Source organism: Lelliottia sp. 7254-16, assembly GCF_002922995.1.
Classification (GTDB): Bacteria; Pseudomonadota; Gammaproteobacteria; order Enterobacterales; family Enterobacteriaceae; genus Enterobacter; species Enterobacter jeotgali.
Genome location: NZ_PQVS01000010.1, coordinates 1 through 21507, shown reverse-complemented (window position 1 = coordinate 21507; position 21507 = coordinate 1). Strand labels below are relative to the sequence as shown.

Genomic DNA, 21507 nt, shown 5'->3' with positions numbered 1-21507 from the left:
CTCCTTACAGTTCAGCGACAAGTTTGTCCACGATGTCGCTATTAGCAGCTTCATCCACGGAACGTTCGATGATCTTCTCGGCGCCAGCAACAGCCAGAATCGCAACCTGCTTACGCAGTTCTTCACGAGCACGTTTACGCTCAGCATCAATTTCAGCCTGCGCTTGTGCAACGATCTTGGTACGTTCCTGTTCTGCTTCAGCTTTGGCTTCGTCCAGGATCTGAGCACGGCGTTTGTTAGCCTGTTCAATGATTACCTGAGCTTCACCTTTCGCTTTTTTCAGCTGGTCTGTCGCGTTGGCCTGTGCAAGGTCCAAATCTTTCTTAGCGCGCTCTGCGGAAGCCAGACCGTCAGCAATTTCTTTCTGACGTTTCTCGATGGCTGCCATTAAAGGCGGCCATACATACTTCATGCAGAACCAGACAAAGAGAATAAACGCGATGGCCTGGCCGAGGATTGTTGCGTTCATGTTCACAGCACAATACCTCTTTAATTTCTGTGGCTTGGGTTTTTAAAAACGACTTACGCGACAGCAAACATCACGTACAGACCCAGACCTACAGCGATCATCGGGATTGCATCCACCAGACCCATAACGATAAAGAACTGAGTACGCAGCAGAGGAATCAGATCCGGTTGACGCGCTGCGCCTTCCAGGAATTTGCCCCCGAGGATGCCGATACCGATCGCAGCACCGATAGCCGCCAGACCCATCATCACAGCGGCAGCCATGTACAGCAGATCCATATTCAGGTTTTCCATGACAGTCTCCAGTTTGTTTCAATAAAAACGTAGTAGTGGTGGTAAAAAAATCAGTGCTCTTCAGACGCCATCGACAGATAGACGATCGTCAGAACCATGAAGATAAAGGCTTGCAGCGTAATGATCAGGATGTGGAAAATGGCCCATGGCACATTCAGAATCCACTGTGACCACCACGGCAGAAGACCCGCGATCAGAATGAAAATCAGCTCACCCGCATACATGTTGCCGAACAGTCGCAGACCGAGAGAAACCGGTTTGGACAGCAGGCTTACGCCTTCCAGGATCAAGTTGACCGGAATGAACGCCCAGTGGTTGAACGGCTGCAAGGTAAGCTCTTTCACGAAGCCGCTTACGCCTTTCATTTTGATGCTGTAGAAAAGAATCAGGATGAATACGCCCAGCGCCATCGACAGGGTGATATTCACGTCAGCAGACGGAACCACACGCAGTGCAGGCAGGCCGAGAACATGCTCACCGATGTACGGCAGCAGGTCGATAGGCAGAAGGTCCATCAGGTTCATCAGGAAGACCCAGACGAAGACAGTCAGTGCCAACGGAGCAATCAGCTTGCTCTTACCGTGGTACATGTCTTTGACGCTGCCATTAACGAAGCCGATGACCAATTCGATAGCCGTCTGGAATTTCCCTGGAACACCGCTGGTCGCCTTTTTAGCAACGCTACGGAACATGGCCAGGAACAACAGACCCAACACCACCGAGAAGAACATGGAGTCAATGTTGAGCGTCCAGAAGGTGGCCGGGGCGTTATGCGGATCCACCAGCGAGAATGTACGCAGGTCCATCTGAAGGTTCGTCAGATGGTGACCTATGTAATCCTGCGGCGTCATATTTTCTGAAGCCATGATGCCTTTTACCCTTTGTTGTTGATTACAGCTGGCGCCAGAACTTGTACCACCAGCACCAAAACCCACGTCGCGATCAGCGGCAAAAATACCACTTTGAAAACAGCCAGCGCCACCACCAGAAAGGTAAAGGTCAGCAACACCTTACACACTTCACCAAGAGCGAAGGACCAGGCCACGCGGCCTTTGGCAGGTGTATGCGCCTGATGACGCCAGGCAAAAATCATAAACAACATGTTTGGCAAAACCACTGCCAAACCTCCACAAACTGCGGAGATGCCCCAGAAGGGGTCTTTGAGGCAGAACAGCAGTCCACTTGCTATCACAGCCAGAAACTGAATGAACAGAAGCTTACGAGCAACGTTTCGACTCAAGAGCGACACTGACATCACGTTTTTACTCCTGCTCCCTTCGAGGTATGTCGCGTGTCGTATAAAACGTTCTTTAAGGCTCAGAGTCAAGCATCAAAAAGCGGTCAAATTATACGGTGCGCCCCCGTGAATTCAAACATTAAGTAGCGAAAAGGTGAATAAATGTTTAAATAATTTTCCCCAGCGCTCTTTTTTAACTTTTCGCCAAACATTGAACAGTTTGGCTAAACTGCAAACAGCGCGGAAACGTTGAATACAAAGCGTGCACAAGATCACAAAATAAGCATTTACGATAAGGTCATATTTATCAAATCAATAAATCGGTTTATTTCATCTTTATGATATTAAAGATAAATGACAGTAACTATTTTCAAAACAGTCCTGTACACAACAAAAACCACTCATTGACATTTTTAATAAAACTTTAACAACACTTCTCGTTACTGAATTCGACTTTTAGCAGGCTGATATTTTCAGTGTTGACTATCTTTTGGCTTAACCATAGAAATCAGGTTAACTTCAGGAAAACCCACTGTAACAACATGGTTAAAATCAATTCAGAGAAACACCTTTCATAACGCTGATTTTTAACACTCCGGGATCAGCACGAATTACACATTTTTTATTATATTTTTAAAAATTGTTTGGCTTAATTATCACCAAATGCCGTTCGCCATCGAGTTGCGGTACCCGCAGCTTAACAATGGATTCGACGGTATATCCATCAGGGAGTTGGGCGATTTCATCATCAGGAACCAGGCCTTTGAGCGCATAAAAACGCCCCTCTTGCGCGGGCAAATGCTTACACCAACTGACCATATCGTTGAGCGAGGCAAACGCGCGGCTAATGACCCCGTCGAACGGCGGCTCTGACGGGAACTCTTCTACCCTGCTCTGGACCGGCTCAATGTTATTGAGCTTCAATTCATGCTGTACCTGACGCAGGAAGCGAACACGTTTCCCCAGACTGTCCAGCAGCGTGAACTGGCACTCAGGCCGCACGATGGACAATGGAATACCCGGTAAACCAGGGCCGGTACCCACATCAATGAAACGCTCACCCTGCAGGTGAGGTGCAACCACAATACTGTCGAGAATATGGCGAATCAGCATCTCGTTGGGATCGCGTACTGACGTGAGGTTGTACGCCTTATTCCATTTGTTCAGCATATCGACATAGGCCACCAGCTGATTTTTCTGGTGATCGGTGAGCGAAATACCTGCTTCATCCAGCAGACGAGAGAGTTTGTTGAGCACGGTGAATACCTGTTGAAGGACTGACTGGCGGGTGGCGCTGCGCTTACCCGCCCTACGGAATTAGGTAGGCCCGGTAAGCGTAGCGCCATCGGGCAATTTTTCAAGGAATTAAGCGCTGCGGCGCAGCATACCTTGTTTCTTCAGCCACACCAGCAGTATAGAAATCGCGGCGGGCGTCACACCTGAGATGCGCGATGCCTGACCAATCGACACAGGTTTATGATCGTTCAGCTTGGCGATCACTTCGTTGGACAGCCCCGTCACCTGACGGTAATCCAACACCGCGGGCAGCAGCGTGTTCTCGTTACGCTGTTGTCTTTCGATTTCATCCTGCTGACGCGCAATATAACCTTCGTATTTGACCTGGATTTCGACCTGCTCGGCCGCTTCGGCGTCGTCCAGACCTGGCGCGAACGGTGTCATCTGCACCAGCTTCTCATAGGTCATTTCCGGGCGGCGCAGCAGATCTTCCCCGCTGGCTTCTCGTGAGAGTGGCGCAGTCAAGTGAGCGTTCACTTCGGCTACGGATTCAGTCAGAGGATTCACCCAGGACGTTTTCAGACGCTGGCGTTCGCTTTCGATACGCTCCAGCTTCTGGTTGAAACGCGCCCAGCGTTCGTCGTCGACCAGACCCAGCTCGCGGCCCATTTCAGTCAGACGCAAATCGGCGTTGTCTTCACGCAGCATCAGACGATATTCCGCCCGTGAGGTGAACATCCGGTACGGTTCTTTGGTACCGAGAGTGCTGAGATCGTCAACCAACACGCCCAGATAGGCCTGATCGCGACGTGGTGCCCAACCCTCTTTTTCCGCCGAGAAGCGCGCAGCGTTAAGACCTGCAAGCAGACCCTGAGCAGCGGCCTCTTCGTATCCGGTGGTGCCGTTGATTTGTCCGGCAAAGAACAGACCCTGGATAAATTTGCTTTCCAGCGTCGGTTTCAAATCGCGTGGATCGAAGAAATCGTACTCAATAGCGTAGCCAGGACGAACGATTTTTGCGTTCTCCATGCCCTGCATTGAGCGAACAATTTGCATCTGTACATCGAACGGCAGGCTGGTGGAGATGCCGTTCGGGTAAATTTCGTTGGAGGTAAGACCTTCCGGCTCCAGGAAGATCTGGTGCTGGTTACGATCGGCAAAGCGCATGACTTTGTCTTCGATCGACGGACAATAGCGCGGCCCGATCCCTTCGATCACACCTGCATACATTGGGCTTCGATCGAGGTTATTACGGATCACATCATGGGTTTTTTCATTGGTGTGCGTGATGTAACACGGCACCTGCTGAGGATGCTGAGAAGCAGAACCCATGAACGAGAAGACGGGCATCGGGTTGTCGCCGTGCTGTTCAGCCAGCACGCTAAAATCGATGGTACGAGCGTCGATACGCGGAGGCGTACCGGTTTTCAGACGGCTGACGCGCAGCGGCAGTTCACGCAGACGGCGAGACAGCGAAATGGATGGCGGATCGCCTGCACGGCCACCGCTGTAGTTATCCAGGCCGATGTGAATTTTGCCATCGAGGAACGTCCCGACCGTCAGTACAACGGATTTAGCGCGGAACTTCAGGCCCATCTGGGTAACGGCACCCACGACACGATCATTCTCAACGATAAGATCTTCAACCGCCTGCTGGAAGATCATCAGGTTCGGTTGGTTTTCCAGTGCGGTACGCACAGCCTGGCGGTAAAGCACGCGGTCTGCCTGAGCCCGAGTGGCTCGTACAGCGGGGCCTTTGCTGGCGTTTAGTATCCTAAACTGAATACCGGCCTGATCGATCGCTTTCGCCATCAAGCCGCCTAAAGCATCGACTTCTTTTACCAGGTGTCCTTTCCCAATGCCGCCAATCGCCGGATTACAGGACATTTGTCCCAGCGTGTCGATATTGTGTGTCAAAAGCAGAGTCTGTTGACCCATACGCGCTGCGGCCATTGCTGCCTCAGTGCCTGCATGACCCCCGCCAATGATGATGACGTCAAAAGGATCCTGATAAAACATGCTTTCCTGCCTTGCGTAAAGCGGTTTGAAAATGGATTTAAGCCCGGGCCGTGGATTCTACTCAAGTTTAGTCTTTCAAGAAAGCATTGGGATCTTGGCTATTAAAAAGAAGATCTTCTTATTTAGAGATCTGTTTTACTATGATCTCTTATTAGGATCGCCATCTTCTGTGGATAAGCGGGATCTCGTAAGAAAGATCATAAGGTTAGAAAGGATCGTTTGCTGTGAATGATCGGTGATCCTGCCGCGTATAAGCTGGGGTTAGATCCGGTACTTATACACAGCTCAAAAACCGAGCAAGAGTTATACGTTGGATAACTACCGCTTAATCCAAGCTTTTAACCAGACTTATCCACATCTGATCGCGTGATCTTTAATCGTTATTGAGTAAATTTTTCCATTCACCCAGCCATTCTTCTGCTGGATCCTCTGGAATATCGTGATCGAGGATGTTGATCTTCAGCGTTTGGCCGATCTGTTTTGCCCCACAGGATGCGATCGCGGCTTCTACTTTCTCTACCGCACCGCAAAATGTGTCGTATTCACGACTACCAATCCCAATCGCGCCAAAACGCACGGCTGACAGGTCTGGAAGCTGTTCGAGAAGCTCATCATAGAGAGGCTGCAGGTTATCCGGGATATCACCGGCACCGTGCGTGGAGGTGATCAGCAGCCAGATCCCATCAGACGGGAGATCTTCCAGTAACGGACCATGCAGTGTCTCGGTTGAGAATCCGGCGTCTTCAAGCTTTTCCGCCAGGTGTTCTGCAACATATTCCGCGCCGCCAAGAGTACTGCCACTGATAAGAGTAATATCTGCCATGATCGCTCGCTCATATAAAGAGGGGAACATCATACGCTGTGAGCGAGCTGGGATCTACCTGTGGAAAATGTGGTAATTAAATTGCCCCGCTAAGGGCGAATGGTACGCATGATAGGGTTCTGCAGGGAGATCAGCGTCTCGGTGGACTGAATTTCATCAATTGTTTGGATCTTGTTGATAAGTACCTGCTGGAGGGCGTCGATCGACCGGCACATTACCTTAATAAAGATGCTGTAGTGCCCGGTGGTGTAATAGGCTTCAGTGACTTCTTCCAGGCTTTCGAGGCGGGCTAGTGCGGAGGGGTAATCTTTTGCGCTTTTCAGAATAATGCCAATAAAGCAGCACACGTCATACCCAAGTTGTTTTGGACTGACGTCGATCCGCGCCCCGGTAATAATCCCCGCCTGTTTCATTTTCTCTACGCGAACGTGAATTGTGCCTGGGCTAACGCCGAATTGTTTGGCCAGTTCCGCATAGGCGGTACGGGCATTGGCCATTAACGCTTCCAGGATGCCGCGATCCAGATTGTCGATCTGATAATTTTCCATAGGTTTTTCTTATGATGATTGAGTAATCCTTCTATTTTAGCGCCTTATTTTAGCGAATCAAAAGTGAAGCTGGCTTTTTGTTGTTTGATTATTGAATTGAGTGCCGTTTTTGTTGCTTAATCAATATCAACAGGACGCAGGAGTATAAAAATGAAAACCGCTTACATCGCAAAACAACGCCAGATCAGTTTCGTTAAATCCCATTTCTCACGTCAGCTCGAAGAGAAGCTTGGCCTGATTGAAGTCCAGGCTCCGATTCTTAGCCGTGTCGGCGATGGGACGCAGGACAACCTGTCTGGTTGCGAAAAAGCGGTACAGGTAAAAGTGAAAACCTTGCCAGACGCTCAGTTCGAAGTGGTTCATTCACTCGCGAAATGGAAGCGTCAGACACTGGGACAACACGACTTCAGCGCGGGCGAAGGGCTCTACACGCACATGAAAGCCCTTCGCCCCGATGAAGACCGCCTGACGGCCATTCACTCCGTTTACGTTGACCAGTGGGACTGGGAACGTGTTATGGGTGATGGTGAACGCCACCTGGGTACGCTGAAATCTACCGTAGAAGCGATCTACGCGGGGATCAAAGCGACCGAAGCGGCGGTGAGTGAAGAGTTCGGTCTGGCACCGTTCCTGCCAGACGCGATCCATTTTGTTCATAGTCAGGATCTGCTGAGCCGTTTCCCGGATCTCGATGCCAAAGGCCGTGAGCGCGCAATCGCTAAAGAGCTGGGCGCCGTCTTCCTGATCGGTATCGGTGGCAAGCTGTCTGACGGTCAACGCCACGACGTCCGTGCCCCAGACTATGATGACTGGAGTACCCGCGATGAGCGTGAACTGGCTGGTCTGAACGGCGATATTTTAGTGTGGAACCCGATTCTGGAAGATGCGTTCGAGCTTTCTTCAATGGGCATTCGGGTGGACGCCGACGCGCTGAAGCGCCAGCTGGCGACAACGGGGGATGAAGATCGCCTGAAGCTCGAATGGCACCAGGCCCTGCTGCGCGGCGAAATGCCGCAAACTATCGGTGGAGGTATCGGCCAGTCGCGTCTGACAATGTTGTTGCTGCAACTTTCCCATATCGGACAAGTACAATGTGGCGTGTGGCCGCAGCAGGTTCGTGAAAGCGTCGGTTCCTTGCTGTAATCCTAACGCCGCCAACGTCTGACCAGGCGGCTACGCAACCCGGTATCAAAGCGCCAGATATGATCGAAGATGCGCATGATGCCGGGTTTTCCATGTTGTGACATGGCGACAGCGTGAAAACGATGCTGTTGATCCCGCTGTAACGATTTCACCTTCGCGACCACGTCATCCGGCAGCCGCTGGGCAATAAAATCGGAAATCACCACCGCATCCGCGTCATACCAGTCTCCGCCCTGCATGCGTTCTGCGATGGCGCGAAAACAGCTGGCGATGTCGGTGCCGCCACGAAAACGCTGGCTCAAAAAGCGGATCGCCTGCTCAATACCTTGCTCTCCCGTCAGCTCGTATCCCACCACTTCACTGGAAAACAACATAATAAAGCAGCGGCGCCGATCGGCGAGGGCCACGCGCATTAGCGCCAGGCAAAATGCTTTGGCGCATTGTTCGTTAAAACCGCCCATCGACCCGGAAGTATCGACGCAGACGATAAATGGCCCACGCGGCTGCTCGTCAAAATCCTGATGAACGACCGGGCGCTGACTGATTTTCTCGCGCCAGGACTCACCGTGCAGGCGATAGGTCAGGAGCTGTTTCTCCACCAGCCTACGGTAGAATTCATATTCCAGCTCGGTGATGCCCAGCGTCGCCAGCTCCGTCGGCAGAAGGCGCAGGATATCATCGCTCTGCTGCAGGCCGTCGACCTGTTCCGGCACCGTCGCCGGTTCGCGCACCAGGGTGCGGAAGGTCTCCATCGGCGCATCTTTCTTCGGCACTGACTTTGCTTCCCGCGAACGGCCAAGTTGTTCAGCGATCTGCATCAGCTCGGGTTGTTGTGCCAGAAAATCGCCATATTTAACGATCAGCTGATAGTCGCCGCGCCGGATCTGCCCGGCGCTCATATCCCAAAGACGCCCGGCTGAGTTTTCGTTTTCCACCAGCACCTGCTCCAGCTGGCCGCTTAGGGTCATCCGCTCCTGAACTTCACTGAGCAACTGTTCGCGTTCTTCTTCCAGAAGCTGCTGATTGAGCGAAGTAGTCTGTACCACCAGGCTCAGTCGCCATCGCTGTAAAAAGAGCGTATGCAGCGCGGGTGTAAAGCTGGCGTTGTCCGTGACCAACTGATGAGCCTGGGCTGCATAAGGAGAATGCACTTTATCGAGTAGTGTCAGGATCTGCGGGAGCTGGATGATGAATTGTGCGGTCGAGAGCCGTTGGCTTTGCTGATAACACACCACTTCTTCAGTCAGTTCCGGCGGGACTTCGGTCTCTTTTAGCCGGCGGCGAAGATTATCCCGCCAGCGCGGAAGATCGTCAGTGACAGCCTTTTTTATACGGGGAAACTTTTCAAAGAATGCTGCCAGCTGAGGCGAGGCGAGCAAGGTGAGCAGGATCTCCTCGATCATCCCCTCCTCTCCGACTGCCAGCATCACATTGAGCGTATCCAGAGTTAGCATTGACGCGCCTGTTTGATCTGCGCGCTGACATCCTGCAGGCTGGCTTCGATACGACCTAACCAGTCGCTATGAATAAAGAGACATTTTTGTTGTTCGCTGAAGCGCGTGTGCTGCTGGTGCCATTCAGTATCGAGTGCTTCGAGCTGCTGTTTTATCTCTTCCGGAACATTCTCCGAGGCATTCCCAGGCAACGCGAGACGAGAGCCTTGTAAACTCACATCGCGGATTACCAGATGCAAGCTGGTATCCACTTCCAGATTCAGTACCTGGGCAAAGCCAATACCGTTTAGCTTTCCGCGGATTTCGCCGTTTTTGTCCAGCCACTGTGACAGCGCGTCGCGCTCAATGGTGATATGCACCACCTGCATATCGTGGAGTTTTAACGGTTGCTGGAGCAAGAGTGTCAGCGAGGTTTCCGTCAGTTCGGTGGGTAACTCGTAGTGAGGTTTACGCGAAAACATCCCGCCGAGTCGGCTGACCTTCAGCGCCGTTTTATCACTTTGCTGCTGCTGAAGCTGAATGCGTCGCTGAGTAATAGCGCCCAACTGGGTGAGCATCGCCTGCTGCCCCCACGCGTGCCCGGTCATCAAAACGTCCAGCTGTTGCTGCATCAAATGCATACCTTCGCCGTCGTGCCACAGACAATCTTTTAACAGGATAAGATCGATAGGGGCGACAGCATCCCGTCCACTGAATAATGCGCTGGCCTGCAACAGACGAATGGCTTTTTTCCAGCGACGATCCGAGACATAAGGCGCAGCAGGTAATACATCCAGCTGCTGGCGCAGCATGAAGATCAGCTCAAAAACGGCGTCGGGAAGTTTCACCTTACCGATATCCTGCTGCCACTGTTGATACTCTTCGTCTGTCACCTGTAGCGACGGCGCAACCGGATTTTCATTCTCATCCTGCTGGCTTATCAATAAAGAGCGGAAGTTCGACTTGTCCTGCACTTTATCCAGCCACAGGCGAATTAGCATTCGGTCATACAGCGCTTCGAGGCTGCTGTCGGCTTCAGGAAGTTCGTTGGATGCGGCCACCAGCAGACGCATCGGGATTTTTTCCTCGAACGCGCCGTTACGAAAACGGCGTTCGTTGATAGCGGTAAGCAGGGTGTTCAGTATCGCCGGGCCAGCTTTCCAAATCTCATCCAGAAAAACGATTTCAGCTTCGGGTAGATAGCCCGCCGTTAAGCGCTGATAACGCCCCTCATCTTTCAGGGCCTGAATCGAGAGCGGGCCAAACACCTCTTCCGGGGTGGAAAAACGGGTCATCAGATATTCAAAGGCGCGCGCGTTCTGGAAAGCAAATTTAAGTCGGCGAGCAATCAGGCTTTTAGCAATGCCGGGTGGACCGAGCAGGAACACACTTTCACCGCTGAGCGCTGCCAACAAACAGAGCCTAATCGCGTGGCTGCGTTCGAAAAGGCCTTTCTCCAGCGCACCGCTGAGGCGGGAAATTCTTTCTGCTAATAAATGTGAGTGAGCCATAATTGTGTTGCATCCTTTCGGCGTCGTCGCAGCTAATTGATGCGAGTATAGACGTTTCAGCATGGGCTGGTAATAGACTGAAGTGCGGCACTATTTTCTTTGCGCTACATTAATGTGGTTGCATTTAGGGGTACGATCTTGCGATTAATCGTGCATACTGTGCGCCTTTTTGTGGGCCAAGGGACTAAGCACACATTTGTTATACAACGAAAAGACTAGTCTATGAGCACTGATAATAAGCAATCATTACGCGCTATAACGCTTGCGGCCATTGGGGTTGTGTACGGTGATATCGGTACCAGCCCGCTCTATACGCTTCGCGAATGTCTATCCGGTCAGTTTGGTTTTGGTGTTGAACGTGACGCCGTTTTTGGCTTTTTGTCACTTATATTTTGGCTGCTGATCCTGGTCGTCTCGGTTAAATATCTCTCTTTCGTCATGCGTGCAGATAACGCCGGTGAAGGTGGGATCCTGACGCTCATGTCCCTTGCCGGGCGCAATACCTCGGCAAAAATGACCTCGTTCCTGGTGATTATCGGCCTGATTGGCGGCAGCTTCTTCTATGGAGAAGTGGTTATCACCCCGGCGATTTCGGTCCTCTCAGCGATAGAGGGGCTGGAGATTATCGCGCCGCAGCTGGATACCTGGGTGGTGCCGCTCGCCATTATTGTGCTGACATTGCTGTTCGCGATTCAGAAGCACGGTACGGGGCTGGTGGGTAAGCTGTTTGCGCCGATTATGCTGGCCTGGTTCCTGATCCTGGCGGCGCTCGGGCTGCGCGGTATTCTTTCCAACCCGGAAGTGCTGCAGGCGCTGAACCCAATGTGGGCGGTACACTTCTTCCTCGAATACAAAACCGTGTCGTTTGTCGCGCTCGGCGCTGTCGTGCTGTCGATTACCGGTGTGGAAGCGCTGTACGCAGATATGGGCCACTTCGGTAAGCTGCCGATTCGTCTGGCCTGGTTCTCCGTGGTGCTGCCGTCTCTGGCACTGAACTACTTTGGCCAGGGCGCGCTGCTGCTCAAACATCCTGAAGCGATCAAGAACCCGTTCTTCCTGCTGGCCCCTGACTGGGCGCTGGTCCCGATGCTGATCCTCGCGACCCTGGCGACGGTGATTGCCTCACAGGCGGTAATTTCCGGCGTCTTCTCCCTGACGCGCCAGGCGGTTCGTCTGGGCTATCTGTCGCCGATGCGTATTATTCACACCTCGGAGATGGAATCCGGGCAGATCTACATTCCGTTCATTAACTGGCTGCTCTACTTTGCCGTGGTGATCGTGATTGTCAGCTTCGAGCACTCCAGCAACCTGGCGGCGGCGTACGGTATCGCCGTGACGGGCACGATGGTGCTGACCTCGATTCTCTCCACGACGGTGGCGTACCGGAACTGGCACTGGAACAAGTTCCTGGTGGCGCTGATTCTGGTCGGTTTCCTGTGTATCGATGTGCCGCTGTTCTCCGCAAACCTCGACAAAATCGTCTCCGGTGGCTGGCTGCCGCTGACCCTGGGTCTGGTGATGTTCCTGGTGATGACCACCTGGAAGAGCGAGCGCTTCCGCTTGCTGCGCCGTATGCATGAGCACGGTAACTCTCTTGAAGCGATGATCGCCTCGCTGGAAAAATCCCCGCCGGTACGCGTGCCGGGCACCGCGGTGTATATGTCGCGTGCGTTGAACGTTATCCCGTTTGCGTTGATGCACAACCTCAAGCACAACAAAGTGCTGCACGAGCGCGTGATTCTGCTGACGCTGCGCACCGAAGATGCGCCTTATGTGCATAACGTTCGCCGCGTACAGATCGAGCAGCTTTCGCCGACCTTCTGGCGCGTGGTGGCGAGCTACGGCTGGCGCGAAACGCCAAACGTGGAAGAGGTATTCCACCGCTGTGGTCTTGAGGGGCTGAGCTGTCGAATGATGGAAACCTCGTTCTTTATGTCGCACGAGTCACTGATCGTCGGCAAACGTCCGTGGTATCTGCGTCTGCGCGGCAAGCTGTATCTCATTCTGCAACGTAACGCCCTGCGCGCGCCCGACCAGTTCGAAATCCCGCCTAACCGCGTGATTGAGCTAGGGACGCAGGTCGAGATTTAACATCCGCAATACCTTCCAAAAATGCCGGGTGGCGCTTCGCTTACCCGGCCTACTTTACCCGTAGGCCCGCGCAAGCGTAGCGCCGCAGGGCAATTCTGTTGCTCCCCATTTCACTTAGCGAAACGTTTCGACGTTGATCACAATTCTGTTACGTCATGATGGTTTTCTGAACACCGTTGAGATTAAACTTAATTCAGCGAAACGTTTCGCTAGTGGAGCAAGAAAATGAAGAAAGGTACGGTACTCAATTCTGAAATCTCGTCGGTTATTTCCCGTCTTGGGCATACCGATACGCTGGTGGTTTGCGATGCAGGCTTACCGGTTCCGCGCAGCACAACCCGTATTGATATGGCATTAACACAGGGCGTGCCCTCGTTTATGCAGGTACTGAACGTGGTGACGGCGGAGATGCAGGTTGAGACGGCCATTCTCGCGACGGAAATCAAACAACATAATCCGCAGCTCCACGAAACGTTGCTTAGCCACATCGAGCAACTGCAACAACACCAGGGAAACACCATAGAAATTCGTTACACAACGCACGAACAATTCAAACAACAAACCGCAGACAGTCAGGCGGTGATTCGCAGCGGGGAATGCTCCCCGTATGCGAATATCATTCTCTGTGCTGGCGTCACCTTCTGAGGCCATCATGGACGCATTATTGCAACTCAAAGGGATCGATAAATCGTTCCCGGGCGTAAAAGCCCTCTCCGGCGCGGCGTTAAACGTTTACTCCGGGCGCGTCATGGCGCTGGTGGGTGAAAACGGCGCGGGCAAATCCACGATGATGAAAGTGCTGACCGGCATTTACGCCCGTGACGCCGGTTCGCTGCTGTGGCTGGGGAAAGAAACCACCTTTAACGGGCCGAAATCCTCTCAGGAAGCCGGGATCGGCATCATCCATCAGGAACTGAATCTGATCCCGCAGCTCACCATTGCGGAAAACATCTTCCTCGGCCGCGAGTTCGTTAACCGCTTCGGCAAAATCGACTGGAAAAAGATGTATGCCGAAGCCGACATTCTGCTGGCGAAGCTGAACCTGCGCTTCAAAAGCGACCGTCTGGTGGGCGACCTGTCTATCGGCGACCAGCAGATGGTCGAAATCGCCAAGGTGCTGAGCTTCGAGTCAAAAGTTATCGTCATGGATGAACCGACCGATGCATTGACTGATACCGAAACCGAATCTTTATTCCGCGTTATTCGTGAGCTAAAAGCCCAGGGGCGCGGAATTGTCTATATCTCCCACCGCATGAAAGAGATCTTCGAAATTTGTGATGACGTGACGGTATTCCGCGACGGCCAGTTTATTGCCGAACGCGAAGTGTCGTCTCTGACCGAAGATTCGCTGATCGAGATGATGGTGGGACGCAAGCTCGAAGAACAATATCCCCGTCTCGACAAAGCACCGGGTGCTGTTCGCCTGAAGGTCGACAACCTGTGTGGGCCGGGCGTGCATGACGTCTCTTTCACTCTGCATCAGGGCGAAATTCTGGGCGTAGCGGGGTTGATGGGCGCGGGTCGTACCGAGCTGATGAAAGTGCTGTATGGCGCACTGCCGCGTGCCAGCGGGTACGTCACTCTCGACGGTCATGAAGTGGTCACCCGTTCTCCGCAGGATGGGCTGGCAAACGGCATCGTTTATATCTCCGAAGACCGTAAGCGCGACGGCTTAGTACTCGGGATGTCGGTGAAAGAGAATATGTCCCTGACGGCGCTGCGCTACTTCAGCCGCAGCGGCGGTAGCTTAAAGCACAAAGACGAACAGCAGGCGGTGAGTGATTTTATCCGCCTGTTTAACGTGAAAACCCCGTCGATGGAACAGGCGATTGGCCTGCTCTCTGGCGGTAATCAGCAGAAAGTGGCGATTGCCCGCGGCCTGATGACGCGTCCGAAAGTGCTGATCCTCGACGAGCCAACCCGTGGCGTAGACGTCGGCGCAAAGAAAGAGATTTATCAGCTGATTAACCAGTTCAAGGCTGACGGTCTGAGCATCATTCTGGTCTCTTCCGAGATGCCAGAAGTATTAGGCATGAGCGATCGCATTATGGTTATGCATGAAGGGCATCTCGGCGGTGAATTCACTCGCGAGCAGGCCACCCAGGAAGTTCTGATGGCTGCCGCTGTGGGCAAGCTTAATCGCGTGAATCAGGAGTAAGAAGATGACTACCCAGGCTGTTGCTGGTCGCCGCTATTTCACTAAAGCGTGGCTGCTGGAACAAAAATCGCTGATCGCCCTGCTGGTGCTGATCGCGATTGTGTCGACCATGAGCCCGAACTTTTTTACCGTTAATAACCTGTTCAATATTCTTCAGCAGACATCCGTTAACGCCATTATGGCCGTAGGCATGACGCTGGTGATTTTGACGTCGGGAATCGACCTGTCCGTCGGTTCTCTGCTGGCGCTCACCGGCGCGGTGGCGGCCTCGATTGTAGGGATTGAGGTCAACGCGCTGGTGGCGATTGCGGCGGCGCTGGCGTTAGGTGCGGCTGTCGGTGCGGTCACCGGAATGATTGTGGCAAAAGGCCGCGTGCAGGCGTTCATCGCCACGCTGGTGATGATGCTGCTGCTGCGCGGTGTGACGATGGTCTACACCAACGGCAGCCCCGTCAATACCGGCTTTACCGACAACGCCGATCTGTTTGGCTGGTTTGGTATCGGTCGTCCGCTGGGTATTCCTACGCCGGTGTGGATTATGGGGATCGTCTTCCTGGCGGCGTGGTACATGCTGCACCACACCCGTCTGGGCCGCTATATCTATGCCCTGGGCGGTAACGAAGCGGCGACGCGTCTTTCCGGCATCAGCGTCAATAAAGTCAAAATTATCGTCTATTCCCTGTGCGGCCTGTTGGCGTCGCTGGCGGGCATCATCGAAGTGGCGCGTCTCTCTTCTGCGCAGCCGACGGCGGGTACGGGATATGAGCTGGATGCGATTGCCGCGGTGGTGTTGGGCGGTACCAGCCTGGCGGGCGGCAAAGGTCGCATTGTTGGGACATTGATCGGCGCACTTATCCTTGGCTTCCTGAATAATGGTTTGAATTTATTAGGTGTTTCTTCCTATTACCAGATGATCGTTAAAGCAGTGGTGATTTTGCTGGCGGTTCTGGTAGACAACAAAAAACAGTAACTGACGACACTACAGGACATCTTGAATATGAACATGAAAAAACTGGCTACCCTGGTTTCTGCTGTGGCGCTGAGCGCTACCGTGAGTGCGAACGCAATGGCGAAAGACACCATCGCGCTGGTCATCTCTACGCTGAACAACCCGTTCTTCGTCTCACTGAAGGATGGCGCGCAGAAAGAAGCTGACAAACTGGGCTATAACCTGGTGGTTCTGGACTCCCAGAACAACCCGGCGAAAGAGTTGGCCAACGTTCAGGACTTAACCGTTCGTGGCACCAAAATCCTGCTGATCAACCCAACCGATTCTGACGCGGTAGGTAACGCCGTGAAGATGGCAAACCAGGCGAAAATCCCTGTGATTACCCTGGACCGCGTGGCAACCAAAGGCGAAGTGGTTAGCCACATTGCATCTGATAACGTGCTGGGCGGCAAAATCGCTGGTGACTACATCGCCAAGAAAGCCGGTGAAGGCGCCAAAGTTATCGAACTGCAAGGTATCGCAGGGACCTCCGCAGCGCGTGAGCGTGGCGAAGGGTTCCAGCAGGCTGTTGCCGCGCACAAATTTAATGTCCTGGCCAGCCAGCCTGCTGACTTTGACCGTACTAAAGGCCTGAACGTCATGCAGAACCTGCTGACCGCGCATCCTGAAGTACAGGCCGTATTCGCGCAGAACGACGAAATGGCACTGGGCGCGCTGCGTGCTCTGCAAACTGCCGGTAAATCTGATGTGATGGTCGTTGGTTTTGACGGTACGCCAGACGGTGAGAAAGCGGTAAACGATGGCAAACTGGCGGCGACTATCGCTCAGTTGCCAGAGCAGATTGGCGCGACGGGCGTTCAGACTGCGGATAAAGTGCTGAAGGGCGAGAAAGTCCAGGCTAAATATCCGGTTGACCTGAAGCTGGTCGTCAAGCAGTAATAGGCGATTCAGGCCGTCATTGATGGTCTGATGGACTACAAATAAAGAAAAGTGTGGCATACGCCACCGGGTCAAACCGGTGGCTTCTTTACTGGACACCTCAAACATGAAAACCGCAGTCAATCTCGTCGTCCTTGGCAGTATCAATGCCGATCACATTCTTAACCTTGACTCTTTCCCGACGCCTGGCGAAACCGTCACTGGCAATCAGTATCAGGTGGCTTTCGGTGGCAAAGGCGCAAACCAGGCGGTAGCAGCCGGGCGCAGCGGGGCGAACATCGCGTTTATTGCCTGTACGGGTGATGACGACACCGGCGAGCGTGTGCGTAAACAGCTGGAAAGCGACAATATTAATATTGCGCCGGTCAGCGTTGTGGCAGGTGAATCAACCGGCGTGGCGCTGATTTTCGTCAACGCACAAGGTGAGAATGTTATCGGTATTCATGCGGGAGCTAATGCGGCGCTGACGACCGAGCGGGTAGAAGAACAGCGTGGGCTGATTGCCAGCGCAGAAGCACTGCTGATGCAGCTCGAGTCGCCGGTGGAAAGCGTGCTGGCGGCCGCGAAAATTGCACATGAAAATCATACCACTGTCGTACTTAACCCTGCTCCAGCGCGTCTATTATCAGACGAGTTGCTGGCGCTGGTGGACATCATCACCCCGAACGAAACGGAAGCTGAAAAGCTGACGGGCATTCGCGTGGAAAATGATGACGACGCGGCGCGTGCCGCTCAGGCACTGCACAATAAAGGCATCGGAACGGTCATCATTACGCTGGGCAGTCGCGGCGTATGGGCCAGCGTCAACGGTGAAGGCCGCCGCGTTCCCGGCTTTAAGGTCAAAGCGATTGATACCATTGCAGCGGGAGACACCTTTAACGGTGCGCTGGTTACGGCTCTGCTGGAAGGCAGTACGCTGGACAACGCCATTCGCTTTGCTCACGCTGCCGCTGCGATTGCGGTGACGCGTAAAGGGGCACAGCCTTCGGTTCCGTGGCGCAAAGAGATTGATGAATTTTTGAGTCAGCAGAGGTAACGTTTGGCCACAATGAAAGATGTCGCCCGTATGGCGGGCGTTTCTACCTCGACGGTTTCCCACGTCATTAATAACGATCGCTTTGTCAGCGAGGCCATTCGGGAAAAAGTCGAAGCTGCCGTCAAAGACCTCAACTATGCTCCTTCGGCGCTCGCGCGCAGTCTCAAACTTAATCAGACCCACACCATCGGTATGCTGATCACAGCCAGTACCAATCCTTTCTATTCTGAGCTGGTGCGCGGCGTGGAACGCAGCTGTTTTGAACGCGGTTACAGCCTGGTGTTATGTAACACCGAAGGTGACGAACAGCGCATGAACCGTAATCTGGAAACCCTGATGCAAAAGCGCGTCGACGGATTGCTGCTGCTGTGTACCGAAACGCACCAGCCCTCAAAAGAGATCATGCAGCGCTATCCTTCGGTTCCGACGGTGATGATGGACTGGGCACCCTTCGACGGGACCAGCGATCTGATTCAGGATAACTCGCTGCTGGGCGGCGATATGGCGACGCAATATCTGATCGATAAAGACTACACCCGCATCGCCTGCATTACCGGGCCGCTGGATAAAACCCCGGCGCGTTTGCGTCTCGAAGGGTACCTTGCGGCCATGGACCGCGCGGGCCTGCCGGTTCCGGACGGGTATCGCATTACCGGTGATTTTGAATTTAACGGCGGTTTTGAAGCGATGCAAAAACTGCTGTCGCAGGACGTGCGACCGCAGGCGGTATTTATCGGCAACGATGCGATGGCTTTTGGCGCGTATCAGGCGCTGTATCAGGCGGGATTACGCGTTCCTCAGGATATGGCGGTGATTGGTTACGATGATATCGAATTGGCTCAGTATATGACGCCGCCGCTGACCACAATTCATCAGCCGAAAGACGAGCTGGGCGAGCTGGCGATCGATGTATTGATTCATCGGATGGCGCAGCCCGCACTTTCACAGCAGCGGTTGCAGCTTACTCCTGTTCTGATGGAACGCGGTTCTGTTTCGCAGGGTGGCGATCTTTAATCAGATTGCGACCGTCTTTTGGCTTCAGCAGCATAAACACCAGCGCCGAGACCACCGTCAGGACGCCCATCGTAATAAAGGTGTAGTGGAACTGCTCCACCGTGTTCGTCCCTTCCATCCCTTCATAGACGCGCAGCACCGCTGCGCTCACCGCGACCCCAAGACTTATCGACAGCTGTTGCGTTACGGCCAGCACGCTGTTGCCGCCGCTGGCGTTTTCGTCCGTCAGATCCGCAAGGCTGATGGTGTTCATCGAGGTGAACTGGATCGACATCGCCATCCCTAAGATAAAGAGCGGGAGCAGCAGCATCCACGCCGGGAAGGCGGCGGACTGAAGCGAGAACTGCGCAATCATCAGCCCGATAAACACCGTGACGCCCACCAGTGTTTTACGATAACCCAGTCTGCGCAGGATCTGCGTCACCATCGATTTCGCCAGAATGGACCCGACGGCGGTCGGCGCCATCATGCATCCGGCAATGAGCGCCGGATAACCAAACCCGACCTGCAGCATCAATGGCATCAAAAACGGCACGCAGCCGGTGCCCAGGCGCGAAGCGATATTTCCGGCAATGCCCACCGAGAAGGTTCGGGTTTTGAACAACAGCAATGAAATGAGGGGCGTCGGGTGTCGGCGCGCGTGACGTATATAAAGAAGGAAAAGCAAGATACCGCTCAGGATGATGGAAAGCGCGATCCAGGTGGCCACGATTTTTTCGCCAAATAACTCCATGCCTGTAGAGAACAGCACCAGGCTCAGGCCGAACAGGAAAAAACCGCCCATATCAAAGCTGCGCTTCGGCGTGGTGAAGTTCGGCATGTATTTGCGGGCGTAGCAAAGACCGGCCACGCCAATCGGAATGTTAATCAGGAATATCCAGTGCCAGCTCGCCCAGGTCACCAGTACGCCGCCGAGAACGGGGCCGAGGATCGGGCCAACCAGGCCGGGCATGGTGACAAAGTTCAGTACCGGAAGCAGTTCGCTGCGCGGGTAGGCGCGTAATAACGCCAGGCGTGCGACCGGCATCATCATCGCTCCACCGATGCCCTGCAGGATGCGGAAGACAACCAGCTCGGATAAAGAGGTCGAAAGCGCACAGGCCAGCGAGCCGAGGGTAAAGAGCGTGACGGCGAGCATAAAGATCCGGCGCGTGCCGAATCGGTCCGCCAGCCAGCCGCTCACCGGGATCAGCATCGCGACGGTCAGCGTATAGCTGATGATGGCGGATTGCATCGCCAGTGGATAACGGTTGAGACTTTCAGCAATGGCCGGGAGGGCCGTGTTAAGAATGGTGGCATCCAGCGCCTGCATAAAGAAAGCCATTGCCGCAATCCATGGCAATCCCGCCATGCTGCGTGCTTTTTTCTCAGTCATTGATTGTCCAGTTGTTGGTGTGGCGTCGCTAATAAAACCTGGCAGGCGAGTAAAGCGCGTTGGCCGTCGCTATCCTGAATGGCATCAACAATGGCCTGGTGCTGATCCAGCTTCACCACGTCATTCTGAGTAATAGAAGCAAAGTAAGTGTGGTACACCGAGTGGAACAGGGAGGCAAAGGAGGTCAGGAAGGGGTTTCCACTCATCGCGTAGATCTGCTCATGCCAGGCCATATCCACTTCAATCCAGCGCTGGCGGTTGAAATGCTGCTTCAGGAAGGTCATTTCGTCCATCAGCGTATTGAGCTGGGCTTTCTGTTCAGCACTGCTTTGCAGGGCGGCTAGTAAACAGGCCTGCGGTTCCAGGCTGCTGCGCATAATAAGGAAGTGCTCAACGACCTGATGGAAATTCTCTTCAGTCATCCACCAGGAGAGTAGCTCCTGATCGAGGAAGTTCCAGTTGCTCTGGGGCATCACGCGTGTCCCGATACGTGGGCGCGGGAGGACCATGCCTTTCGCGGTTAACGTCTTCACCGCTTCGCGAACGGCAGTGCGGCTCACACCAAACTGCTCTCCCAGTTCCATTTCACCTGGTAGAATGCTTCCTGGCGTATATTTTCCGGCCAGAATGCGTTGAGCCAGTTTCTCTGCCAGCACATAAGAGAGGTTTTTTTGGGCTGCCAGCTGTTGCGCGCTTAAGGGCATCGCTCTTATTCCTTAATGGTTCATGCTATTAAGTATGCCATCTGGCGTGTGATTGTGGCTGCAATAACAGCAAATAGAACAATTTATGGCTTGCCATAAGGCGTATTGGTGAAAAAAAACGCGGTTAGAAAATTTTATTAAGATTCCTCTTGTCACCTCAGAATAACTCCCTATAATGCGCCTCCACTGACACGGAACAACGGCACACAAGCCGCCGGGACAGAAGGGGTTCAGCGATGAACGCCGACAGAGAAAAGCGAAATTAAACGCTTGACTCTGAATGAGGAAAACGTATTATACGGGACCTCGCAACGGTGAGCGAAAGCCGCGTTGCACTGCTCTTTAACAATTTATCAGACAATCTGTGTGGGCACTCAAAGTGACATGGATTCTAAACGTCGAAAGACGCTAAATGAATACCAAAGTCTCTGAGTGAACATACGTAATTCATTACGAAGTTTAATTCACGAGCATCAAACTTAAATTGAAGAGTTTGATCATGGCTCAGATTGAACGCTGGCGGCAGGCC

20 protein-coding genes are annotated in these 21507 nt (G+C 53.4%); 8 read left to right on the top strand and 12 right to left on the bottom strand.

All coding sequences use genetic code 11. The features are described 5' to 3' along the window. Window positions 1-4: 4 nt before the first annotated feature. The 8 genes from atpF to asnC all read right to left on the bottom strand — a co-directional run bounded on the left by atpF (window position 5) and on the right by asnC (window position 6625). Window positions 5-475 (bottom strand): F0F1 ATP synthase subunit B, encoded by a 471-nt coding sequence (atpF, locus tag C3708_RS14065; RefSeq protein WP_095284091.1) that lies wholly within the window; start codon window positions 473-475, stop codon window positions 5-7. Window positions 476-522: 47 nt separating this feature from the next. Further along, window positions 523-762: a F0F1 ATP synthase subunit C gene (atpE, locus tag C3708_RS14060; protein ID WP_000429386.1), complete on the bottom strand. Its 240-nt coding sequence runs from the start codon at window positions 760-762 to the stop codon at window positions 523-525. Window positions 763-812: 50 nt separating this feature from the next. Further along, window positions 813-1628, bottom strand: a complete 816-nt coding sequence (gene atpB / locus C3708_RS14055) for a F0F1 ATP synthase subunit A (RefSeq protein ID WP_095284090.1) — start codon at window positions 1626-1628, stop codon at window positions 813-815. Between the two features lie 8 nt (window positions 1629-1636). Next, window positions 1637-2017, bottom strand: a complete 381-nt coding sequence (gene atpI / locus C3708_RS14050; protein ID WP_095284089.1) for a F0F1 ATP synthase subunit I — start codon at window positions 2015-2017, stop codon at window positions 1637-1639. A 615-nt stretch (window positions 2018-2632) separates the two neighbouring features. Continuing rightward, a complete protein-coding gene (gene rsmG / locus C3708_RS14045) occupies window positions 2633-3256 on the bottom strand; it encodes a 16S rRNA (guanine(527)-N(7))-methyltransferase RsmG (protein WP_095284088.1) in 624 nt (207 codons plus the stop codon). A gap of 108 nt (window positions 3257-3364) precedes the next feature. Next, entirely contained in the window at window positions 3365-5254 is a 1890-nt protein-coding gene (mnmG, locus tag C3708_RS14040) for a tRNA uridine-5-carboxymethylaminomethyl(34) synthesis enzyme MnmG (RefSeq protein WP_103947857.1), read from the bottom strand. Between the two features lie 373 nt (window positions 5255-5627). Next, a complete protein-coding gene (mioC, locus tag C3708_RS14035) occupies window positions 5628-6077 on the bottom strand; it encodes an FMN-binding protein MioC (protein ID WP_095284085.1) in 450 nt (149 codons plus the stop codon). A gap of 89 nt (window positions 6078-6166) precedes the next feature. Continuing rightward, complete coding sequence (asnC, locus tag C3708_RS14030) at window positions 6167-6625, bottom strand: transcriptional regulator AsnC (RefSeq protein ID WP_041689565.1); 459 nt, start codon at window positions 6623-6625, stop codon at window positions 6167-6169. Between the two features lie 150 nt (window positions 6626-6775). On the opposite strand from asnC, the gene asnA reads away from it, so the two are divergent. After that, window positions 6776-7768: an aspartate--ammonia ligase gene (gene asnA / locus C3708_RS14025; protein WP_095284083.1), complete on the top strand. Its 993-nt coding sequence runs from the start codon at window positions 6776-6778 to the stop codon at window positions 7766-7768. 2 nt (window positions 7769-7770) lie between these two features. Here the strand turns inward: asnA and viaA are convergent, their stop codons facing one another. Both viaA and ravA read right to left on the bottom strand, forming a co-directional pair. Beyond that, window positions 7771-9222, bottom strand: a complete 1452-nt coding sequence (gene viaA / locus C3708_RS14020; protein WP_095284081.1) for an ATPase RavA stimulator ViaA — start codon at window positions 9220-9222, stop codon at window positions 7771-7773. Continuing rightward, complete coding sequence (ravA, locus tag C3708_RS14015; RefSeq protein ID WP_095284079.1) at window positions 9216-10712, bottom strand: ATPase RavA; 1497 nt, start codon at window positions 10710-10712, stop codon at window positions 9216-9218. Before ravA ends, viaA begins: the two co-directional genes overlap by 7 nt. A 222-nt stretch (window positions 10713-10934) precedes the next feature. Here ravA and kup point away from each other — a divergent pair, with 222 nt between their 5' ends. From kup to rbsR, 7 genes are all read left to right on the top strand, one after another. After that, window positions 10935-12803, top strand: a complete 1869-nt coding sequence (gene kup, locus C3708_RS14010; RefSeq protein WP_095284078.1) for a low affinity potassium transporter Kup — start codon at window positions 10935-10937, stop codon at window positions 12801-12803. 225 nt (window positions 12804-13028) lie between these two features. Further along, entirely contained in the window at window positions 13029-13448 is a 420-nt protein-coding gene (gene rbsD, locus C3708_RS14005) for a D-ribose pyranase (protein WP_095284076.1), read from the top strand. Between the two features lie 7 nt (window positions 13449-13455). Further along, window positions 13456-14961, top strand: a complete 1506-nt coding sequence (gene rbsA, locus C3708_RS14000; RefSeq protein ID WP_103947861.1) for a ribose ABC transporter ATP-binding protein RbsA — start codon at window positions 13456-13458, stop codon at window positions 14959-14961. Between the two features lie 4 nt (window positions 14962-14965). Next, window positions 14966-15931 (top strand): ribose ABC transporter permease, encoded by a 966-nt coding sequence (gene rbsC, locus C3708_RS13995; RefSeq protein WP_095284073.1) that lies wholly within the window; start codon window positions 14966-14968, stop codon window positions 15929-15931. Between the two features lie 27 nt (window positions 15932-15958). After that, entirely contained in the window at window positions 15959-16849 is an 891-nt protein-coding gene (gene rbsB / locus C3708_RS13990; protein ID WP_095284071.1) for a ribose ABC transporter substrate-binding protein RbsB, read from the top strand. A gap of 106 nt (window positions 16850-16955) precedes the next feature. After that, window positions 16956-17885, top strand: a complete 930-nt coding sequence (gene rbsK, locus C3708_RS13985) for a ribokinase (RefSeq protein WP_103947862.1) — start codon at window positions 16956-16958, stop codon at window positions 17883-17885. A gap of 3 nt (window positions 17886-17888) precedes the next feature. Next, complete coding sequence (rbsR, locus tag C3708_RS13980) at window positions 17889-18899, top strand: ribose operon transcriptional repressor RbsR (protein ID WP_103947863.1); 1011 nt, start codon at window positions 17889-17891, stop codon at window positions 18897-18899. Here rbsR and mdtD read toward each other — a convergent pair. Both mdtD and C3708_RS13970 read right to left on the bottom strand, forming a co-directional pair. Continuing rightward, the gene (gene mdtD / locus C3708_RS13975) at window positions 18847-20274 is read right to left on the bottom strand and encodes a multidrug transporter subunit MdtD (RefSeq protein WP_103950170.1); all 1428 of its coding nucleotides are present in this window, start codon (window positions 20272-20274) and stop codon (window positions 18847-18849) included. The genes rbsR and mdtD overlap by 53 nt on opposite strands. Next, window positions 20271-20978 (bottom strand): FadR/GntR family transcriptional regulator, encoded by a 708-nt coding sequence (locus tag C3708_RS13970; protein WP_103950171.1) that lies wholly within the window; start codon window positions 20976-20978, stop codon window positions 20271-20273. The genes mdtD and C3708_RS13970 overlap by 4 nt, the downstream gene beginning before the upstream one ends. Between the last annotated feature and the right edge of the window lie 529 nt (window positions 20979-21507).

Bases quoted from the DNA above. Each gene is read 5' to 3' on its own strand.
- ravA (WP_095284079.1), bottom strand. From the start codon at position 10,712: ATGGCTCACTCACATTTATTAGCAGAAAGAATTTCCCGCCTCAGCGGT.
- rbsK (WP_103947862.1), top strand. From the start codon at position 16,956: ATGAAAACCGCAGTCAATCTCGTCGTCCTTGGCAGTATCAATGCCGAT.
- kup (WP_095284078.1), top strand. From the start codon at position 10,935: ATGAGCACTGATAATAAGCAATCATTACGCGCTATAACGCTTGCGGCC.
- mioC (WP_095284085.1), bottom strand. From the start codon at position 6,077: ATGGCAGATATTACTCTTATCAGTGGCAGTACTCTTGGCGGCGCGGAA.
- rbsB (WP_095284071.1), top strand. From the start codon at position 15,959: ATGAACATGAAAAAACTGGCTACCCTGGTTTCTGCTGTGGCGCTGAGC.
- rbsA (WP_103947861.1), top strand. From the start codon at position 13,456: ATGGACGCATTATTGCAACTCAAAGGGATCGATAAATCGTTCCCGGGC.
- asnA (WP_095284083.1), top strand. From the start codon at position 6,776: ATGAAAACCGCTTACATCGCAAAACAACGCCAGATCAGTTTCGTTAAA.
- atpI (WP_095284089.1), bottom strand. From the start codon at position 2,017: ATGTCAGTGTCGCTCTTGAGTCGAAACGTTGCTCGTAAGCTTCTGTTC.
- mdtD (WP_103950170.1), bottom strand. From the start codon at position 20,274: ATGACTGAGAAAAAAGCACGCAGCATGGCGGGATTGCCATGGATTGCG.
- viaA (WP_095284081.1), bottom strand. From the start codon at position 9,222: ATGCTAACTCTGGATACGCTCAATGTGATGCTGGCAGTCGGAGAGGAG.
- asnC (WP_041689565.1), bottom strand. From the start codon at position 6,625: ATGGAAAATTATCAGATCGACAATCTGGATCGCGGCATCCTGGAAGCG.
- atpB (WP_095284090.1), bottom strand. From the start codon at position 1,628: ATGGCTTCAGAAAATATGACGCCGCAGGATTACATAGGTCACCATCTG.
- C3708_RS13970 (WP_103950171.1), bottom strand. From the start codon at position 20,978: ATGCCCTTAAGCGCGCAACAGCTGGCAGCCCAAAAAAACCTCTCTTAT.
- atpE (WP_000429386.1), bottom strand. From the start codon at position 762: ATGGAAAACCTGAATATGGATCTGCTGTACATGGCTGCCGCTGTGATG.
- rbsC (WP_095284073.1), top strand. From the start codon at position 14,966: ATGACTACCCAGGCTGTTGCTGGTCGCCGCTATTTCACTAAAGCGTGG.
- mnmG (WP_103947857.1), bottom strand. From the start codon at position 5,254: ATGTTTTATCAGGATCCTTTTGACGTCATCATCATTGGCGGGGGTCAT.
- rbsD (WP_095284076.1), top strand. From the start codon at position 13,029: ATGAAGAAAGGTACGGTACTCAATTCTGAAATCTCGTCGGTTATTTCC.